Source organism: Actinomadura sp. WAC 06369, from assembly GCF_003947565.1.
Taxonomy (GTDB): Bacteria; Actinomycetota; Actinomycetes; order Streptosporangiales; family Streptosporangiaceae; genus Spirillospora; species Spirillospora rifamycini.
In genome coordinates, this window is the sequence record NZ_QHJN01000267.1 from 1 (window position 1) to 6493 (window position 6493).

Here is a 6493-nt window from a genome sequence, read left to right on the forward strand (position 1 = left end):
GGGCGGGGTCGGCCTCCAGGACGTCGAGGGCGGCGAGGGCGGCGCCGACGGCGGGCGGGTTCAGGCCCGTGTCGAAGATGAACGAGCGGGCCGTGTCGACCAGCGCGTCGACGACCTCGGGGGCGCCGAGGACCGCGCCCCCCTGGGACGCGAGGGACTTCGACAGCGTGAGCGTGAGGACGACGTCGGGTTCGCCGGCCAGACCGGCGGCGTGCGCGGCGCCGCGGCCGCCCGCGCCGACGACGCCGAGGGCGTGCGCCTCGTCGACCACCAGGAGGGCGCCGTGCGACCGGACGAGCGCGTGCAGCTCGGCGAGCGGCGCGAGGTCGCCGTCGACGGAGAAGACGGCGTCGGTGACGACGACGGCGTGGTCCTCGTCGCGGTCGGCGAGGGCCTCGGCGACGGCGGCGGTGTCGCGGTGCGGGACGATCGCGACGCGGGACCGCGACAGCCGGCAGGCGTCGACGATCGAGGCGTGGTTCGTGCGGTCGGACACCACGAGGACGTCGGGGCCGGAGAGCGCGGTGACGGCGCCGAGGTTGGCGAGGAAGCCGGAGGAGAACACGAGCCCGGCGGCGGCGCCGGTGAACGCGGCGAGCCGCCGGTCGAGCTCGGCGTGCAGCTCGGTGGTGCCGCTGACCAGCCGCGACCCGGTGGATCCGGTCCCGAAGGCGCGGGCCGCGGCGGCGGCGCCGGCGGCGAGGCGGGGGTCGCCGGACAGCCCGAGGTAGTCGTTGGACGCCAGGTCGATCAGGTCGCCGGTGCGGGGCCGGAGCGTGCGGCGCAGCCCCGCCGCGTCCCGCCGCGCGGCCGCGTCCCGGAGCCTGGCGAGGGGATCTGCGGGGATCATGCGGGCATCCTGCCAGGTGCCCGGGGCGGGGGGACGCGCGGGTCGCGCCCGGAAGCGATGGGCGATGATGGTGGCGTGCCTACCTTGACCGATCTGGTCCGCGATCACACCGACCTGACCGAGACGGACGTGGAGTGGCTGCACGCCCTCGTGTCGGACTGGCAGCTGCTCGCCGACCTGTCGTTCGCCGACCTGCTGCTGTGGGTGCCGCTGCGGATCGGGGACGCGCCGCCCGCGGACGCGCGGGGCCGCGCCCTCGACACCGGCGCGGCCGTCCCCGGCTGGGTGGCGATCGCGCAGATGCGGCCGACGACCGGCCCGACCGCGTATCCGGAGGACCTGGTCGGGAAGGTGGTCCGGACGGGACGCCGGAAGCTGATCGACGTCGCGTGGCGGGAGCGCCGGATCGTCCGGGAGGGCGACCCGGAGTGGGGGAGCGGCATCCCGGTGCGGGAGGAGTCGATCCCGGTGCGGCGCGGCGCGAAGATCCTCGGGGTGATCCAGCGGAGCACGAACCTGAGTTCGGCGCGGACGCCGAGCCGGCTGGAGCTGACGTACCTGCAGTCCGCCAGCGACCTCGCGAAGATGATCTCCGAGGGGCGGTTCCCGGTGCCGGGGGAGGAGCCGAACCTGGTGCGCTCGCCGCGCGTCGGGGACGGGCTGATGCGGCTGGACCGGTCGGGGCGCGTCACGTACGCGAGCCCGAACGCGCAGTCGGCGTACCGGCGGCTCGGCTACCCGACGGACCTGGTGGGCGAGAACCTCGGGGAGATCACCGCGGAGCTGTGCGACACCGGGGAGCCGCTGGAGGAGGCGCTGAGCGTGCTGCTCAGCGGCCGGGCGCCGCGCGAGGTGGAGGTGGAGGCGCACGGCCCGATCATGCAGCTGCGGACGATACCGCTGGTCGTCGGCGGCACGCGGATCGGCGCGATCGTCCTGTGCCGGGACGTCACCGAGCTGCGGTGGCGGGACCGGGAGCTGATGACGAAGGACGCGACCATCCGGGAGATCCACCACCGGGTGAAGAACAACCTGCAGACGGTCGCGGCGCTGCTGCGGCTGCAGGCGCGGCGGCTGCGGATCCCGGAGGGGCGGGCGGCGCTGGACGAGGCGGTCCGGCGGGTCGGGTCGATCGCGATCGTGCACGAGACGCTGTCCCTCACGCCGGACGAGCTGATCGACTTCGACGACATCGCCGACCGGGTCATCACGATGGCGGGGGAGGTGTCGACGCCGGAGACCAAGGTCACGCCGAAGCGGTCCGGGAACTTCGGGGTGCTGCCCGCGGAGGTCGCGACGCCGCTCGCGATGGCGCTGACGGAGCTGCTGCAGAACGCCCTGGAGCACGGGCTCGCGCACCGGTTCGGGACGCTGGAGGTCGTCGCGCACCGGACGGGCGGCGGCCGCGACGGCGCGGCGGACGAGCCGTCCGACCTGCGGCGCAGGGCGGCGCGGCAGCCGGTGTGGGGGGAGCTGTCGGCGGCGGGCGAGCCGGAGCCGCGCCCGGACGGGCCGGACGGCCGGGACGCGGCGGGCGAGCGGCGCCTCGTCGTCGTGGTGGCGGACGACGGGGTGGGGCTGCCCGCCGACTTCGACGTGGAGAGCAGCAACAGCCTCGGGCTGCAGATCGTGCGGACGCTGATCGTGGGGGAGCTGGGCGGGAACCTGGACTTCCGGCGGCGCGAGGGCGGCGGCACGGAGGTCGTCGTGGACGTCCCGCTGGACGCCGGCCACCGGGGCGGCCCGCCGCGCTGACCGGCCCGGCACGGCGAAGTGCCCGCGACCCCGGGGGCACGGGCACTTCGGAAGTCTCGCGGCGCTGGTTCGGCTCTCCGGCCGGGCGGGCTCGGAGGCGGCGCCGTGCGGTGGACGGCGGTTACAGGCCGGCGTTCGCGCGGGTGCGGGCGCGGGCCGCGCGGCGCTTGAGGGCGCGGCGCTCGTCCTCGCCCATCCCGCCCCAGACGCCCGAGTCCTGCCCGGACTCCAGCGCCCAGCGCAGACACGCGTCGGTGACGTCACAGCGCCGGCATACCTGCTTGGCCTCTTCGATCTGCAGGATCGCGGGCCCGGTGTTGCCGATCGGGAAGAACAGCTCGGGGTCCACGTCACGGCAGGCTGCGCGGTGGCGCCAGTCCATGCGGTCCACTCCTTCGTCAGGTGGTGGAGACACTCCACCCAATTGTGAACGATTTCACATGTCGCGAACGCCCGGAGCGGCGGTGGCCGGGTCCAGGGGTGGTTGTTCGACGGCGCCGTGAGCAGGCGGTCGGCGTCATCGGGACCCCTGTCGTTCGGGCGCAACTTGAGCGTGTCAGGGGCGCACTACCAGGCGCAAGACCTTTGAGAAAGGATTCTCAAAGTATGGGTGTCGCATGTGTCACATCAGTGGGTCGAACGTGTTACTTGGATCTCAACACAACGGCCGGGGTGCCTCATATGACGATCCGGATGGCCTTCGGCACCGAACGGAACGTCACACTGCGGTGCTCGCCGAGGTAGTCGCCGTCCAACTGAAAGGCGACGGGACGCTCCGCCCGCACCGTGACCTCCGCCGCGTCGTGCACGTTCACGACGTCCCGTCCCTGCACAGGACGGGTGCGGGCCAGCAGCATCCCCGCCACCGCCGCCAGCGTCGGCCCCACCCGCAGCGTCCGGACGCCGAACACGTCGAGCCCCCGCGCGAAGTGCGCGAGCGGACTCGGATTCACCGGAAGGCGGCCCACGAAAGTCCACGGCGACGTATTAGAGATGAACGCCAGGAACAGGCCCGATTTCGGCGGGCGCCCCGGCTGTTCCAACGTGAGCGCGGGCCGGCGCCGATCCGTGCCCGCGAAGAAATGGCGAACGGCCGTTCGAACATAGAGCGACGGATCGGCCTTCCGGCCCGTTCCGCGCCGCCGCTCGACCTCCCGGACGACCTCCGCGTCGAGCCCGACGCCCGCGCAGAACATGAAGTACCGCTCGGGGCCGTCGCCGGGCCGCGCCGCGCCCAGCCCGACCGTCCGGTAGCGGCCCGCCCGCAGCGCCTCCAGCACCACGCCGGTCGCGCCGATCGGGTCGTCGGGCAGCCCGAGCGCCCGCGCGAACACGTTCGCGCTCCCGGTCGGCAGCACCGCCAGCGCGGGGGGTTCGGCGACGCCCGCCGACAGCAGGCCGTTCGCGGCCTCGTTGACCGTTCCGTCCCCGCCGACCGCGATCACCACGTCGTAACCGTCCGTGGCCGCGTCCCGGGCCAGTTCCACGGCGTGCCCGCGGTGCCCCGTCTCGGCGATGACGAGGTCGAGGTCGCCGGCGCAGGCCCGGACCAGCAGTTCGCGGGCCCGCCGGGAGGTGGAGGTCGCCTTGGGGTTGGCGATGAGCATGGCGCGCACGGCGCCAGGTTACCGAGAGTCGCACCGGACGTTCCCCGGGGCGTCGCCCGGACGCCCGCCGGACGCCCCTCCGGGCGGCGACCCGGGAGAGCCCACCGGGCCGGGCCGAGTAGGGTTTCGTTGTGTCCAAGCGTCTGAGCGCCGCCCGCCCCAAGACCGTGTACGCCGCCGCCGGCCTCGAGGCCGCGGAGGGCGCCGCCGCCGTCGTGTACGGCGCGTACGTCGGCGTGGAGACCGCCATCGGCGAACCCGTCGACCCGGTCAGCGCGATCGGTGTGACCGTCCTCGCCCTCGCCGGCGGGATCGGGATGCTCGCCTGCGCCCGGGGCCTGCTCCGCGCCGACCAGTGGAGCCGCGCCCCCGCCGTCCTCACCCAGCTGTTCGCGCTGCCGGTGGCGTGGTCGCTGTGGCAGGCCGAGCAGTACGCCATCGGCGTCCCGCTGGGCGTCGCCGCGATCCTCGCCCTGGTCACCCTGCTCAGCCCGCCCAGCACCGCCTGGCTCGTCACCGACCACGACGAGGATGACGACGGCGACTCGGAGGGCGGCGCGGACGGCGGTGCGGACGCGGAGAAGTCCGCCGGGAAGCCGTCCGGCGGAAAGTGACGGGCCCGGCGGCCGAAGCCACCGGGCCCGCACGGGTCACTCGTCCGCGGTCAGGCCCTCGCGGAGCTGCGCCAGCGTCCGCGCCAGCAGCCGCGACACGTGCATCTGCGAGATGCCCAGCTCCGCCGCGATCTGCGACTGCGTCATGTTGCCGAAGAACCGCAGCAGCAGGATCTTCTTCTCCCGCGCGGGCAGCTTCTCCAGCAGCGGCTTGAGGGACTCGCGGTACTCGACGCCCTCCAGCGACTCGTCCACCATGCCGAGCGAGTCCGCCACCGCGGGCGCGTCCTCGTCACCGGAGTCGGGCGCGTCCAGGGACACCGTGGAGTAGGCGTTCGCCGACTCCAGGCCCTCCAGCACCTCCTCCTCGCTCATCTGCAGGTGCGCCGCGAGCTCGCTCACCGTCGGCGCGCGGCCCTCCCGCTGCGCCAGGTCGCTGATCGCCTTGGTGAGCGACAGCTTCAGCTCCTGCAGCCGGCGCGGCACCCGCACCGCCCAGCCCTTGTCGCGGAAGTGCCGCTTGATCTCGCCGACGATCGTCGGCGTCGCGTAGGTGGAGAACTCCACGCCGCGCTCCAGGTCGAACCGGTCGATCGACTTGATCAACCCGATCGTGGCGACCTGGATCAGGTCGTCCAGCCACTCGCCGCGGTTCCGGAACCGCCGCGCGAGGTACTCCACCAGCGGCAGGTGCAGCTCCACGAGCTGGTCGCGGATGCGCTGGCGCTCCGGGTCGCCCTCCGGCAGCTCGGCGAGGCGCTCGAACAGGGCGCGCGCCCGCGCGCGGTCCGGCACCGCGCTGTCGGACCGCTCGTTGTCCTCGCCCGCCAGGGTCGTCTTCTCCGTCACTGGGGCCCACCCGCACCGCGCCGCTTCTGCAGCGTCACGGTGACCCGGTCGTCGGAGCCCACCTTGGCGTCCACCTCGCCGGCCAGCGACGAGAGGACCGTCCACGCGAACGTGTCACGGCTGGGCTCCCGGCCGTCCACGGTCAGCACCGATACGGAAATGCGCATCGCCTCCCCGGTCAGCTCGAACTCGCACGACAGGTCGGTCCCGGGGACGGCCTGGGCCAGCAGCATCGCGCAGGCTTCGTCGACCGCGATGCGCAGGTCCTCGATTTCGTCCAGCGTGAAGTCCAGCCGCGCGGCGAGCCCCGCGGTGGCGGTCCGCAGGACGGACAGGTACGCGCTCGCGGCGGGCAGCTTCACCGTCACCACGTCGCGGACGGACAACTTCGTACTGGCCGGCATTGCAGCGGTTTCCTCGGTCACGTCACTCCCTCGCAGGATGGTCCCGCTGCCTTCGAAACTACCGCCTGCGAAGCACTCCGCGAGACTCCAACGCGCGTGTTTGTTTGCAAGGCCCTCGGCGTCAGGCCGCGGGGCGGCCTTCCTTCAACGGGCCTTGCGTGCGATTGCTGCATCGCTCCGACTCGCCCCAGGGGGCTCGCTGCGCGATCAAGTTCTCGCGAGCTCGAACTTGGCTTCGCTCGCAATCGCAGTGGTTCCCGTCCGCTCTGGCTGGGGAACCGGTGGCCGGGCGGGTGCCCTTGCAGGTGGGGTACCGGCTCTTTTAGTGGATGCTGTGTGAGATTTTGCGACTCCGGTGGGTGGATCTTTCGGGTTTGCGGGGTGGGGTCTGTCTCGTAGTAACATCGGACGTTG

General features: G+C 73.3%; 7 protein-coding genes. 2 read left to right on the forward strand and 5 right to left on the reverse strand.

The window, feature by feature from the left end; genetic code table 11:
* A partial coding sequence (locus DMH08_RS37660) for an aminotransferase class I/II-fold pyridoxal phosphate-dependent enzyme (protein WP_125621009.1) occupies positions 1-850 on the reverse strand: 850 nt, incomplete at its 3' end.
* A gap of 75 nt (positions 851-925) precedes the next feature.
* On the opposite strand from DMH08_RS37660, the gene DMH08_RS37665 reads away from it, so the two are divergent.
* Positions 926-2605, forward strand: a complete 1680-nt coding sequence (locus tag DMH08_RS37665; RefSeq protein WP_125621011.1) for a sensor histidine kinase — start codon at positions 926-928, stop codon at positions 2603-2605.
* A 121-nt stretch (positions 2606-2726) separates the two neighbouring features.
* Here the strand turns inward: DMH08_RS37665 and DMH08_RS37670 are convergent, their stop codons facing one another.
* Together DMH08_RS37670 and DMH08_RS37675 are read right to left on the reverse strand one after the other, a co-directional pair.
* Positions 2727-2987, reverse strand: coding sequence for a WhiB family transcriptional regulator (locus DMH08_RS37670; protein ID WP_026401217.1), 261 nt, complete (start codon positions 2985-2987; stop codon positions 2727-2729).
* A gap of 295 nt (positions 2988-3282) precedes the next feature.
* A complete protein-coding gene (locus DMH08_RS37675) occupies positions 3283-4221 on the reverse strand; it encodes a diacylglycerol/lipid kinase family protein (RefSeq protein WP_026401216.1) in 939 nt (312 codons plus the stop codon).
* 122 nt (positions 4222-4343) lie between these two features.
* Here DMH08_RS37675 and DMH08_RS37680 point away from each other — a divergent pair, with 122 nt between their 5' ends.
* On the forward strand, positions 4344-4826 hold the full coding sequence (locus tag DMH08_RS37680; protein WP_199748198.1) for a hypothetical protein: 483 nt from the start codon (positions 4344-4346) through the stop codon (positions 4824-4826).
* A gap of 36 nt (positions 4827-4862) precedes the next feature.
* Here DMH08_RS37680 and DMH08_RS37685 read toward each other — a convergent pair whose 3' ends face one another.
* Together DMH08_RS37685 and DMH08_RS37690 are read right to left on the reverse strand one after the other, a co-directional pair.
* The gene (locus DMH08_RS37685; RefSeq protein WP_026401215.1) at positions 4863-5621 is read right to left on the reverse strand and encodes an RNA polymerase sigma factor SigF; all 759 of its coding nucleotides are present in this window, start codon (positions 5619-5621) and stop codon (positions 4863-4865) included.
* A 50-nt stretch (positions 5622-5671) separates the two neighbouring features.
* Positions 5672-6100: an anti-sigma factor gene (locus DMH08_RS37690; RefSeq protein WP_026401214.1), complete on the reverse strand. Its 429-nt coding sequence runs from the start codon at positions 6098-6100 to the stop codon at positions 5672-5674.
* Positions 6101-6493: the final 393 nt, after the last annotated feature.

Excerpts from the sequence above, each read along its gene's own strand:
- DMH08_RS37670 (WP_026401217.1), bottom strand. The coding sequence starts at position 2,987 with ATGGACTGGCGCCACCGCGCAGCCTGCCGTGACGTGGACCCCGAGCTG.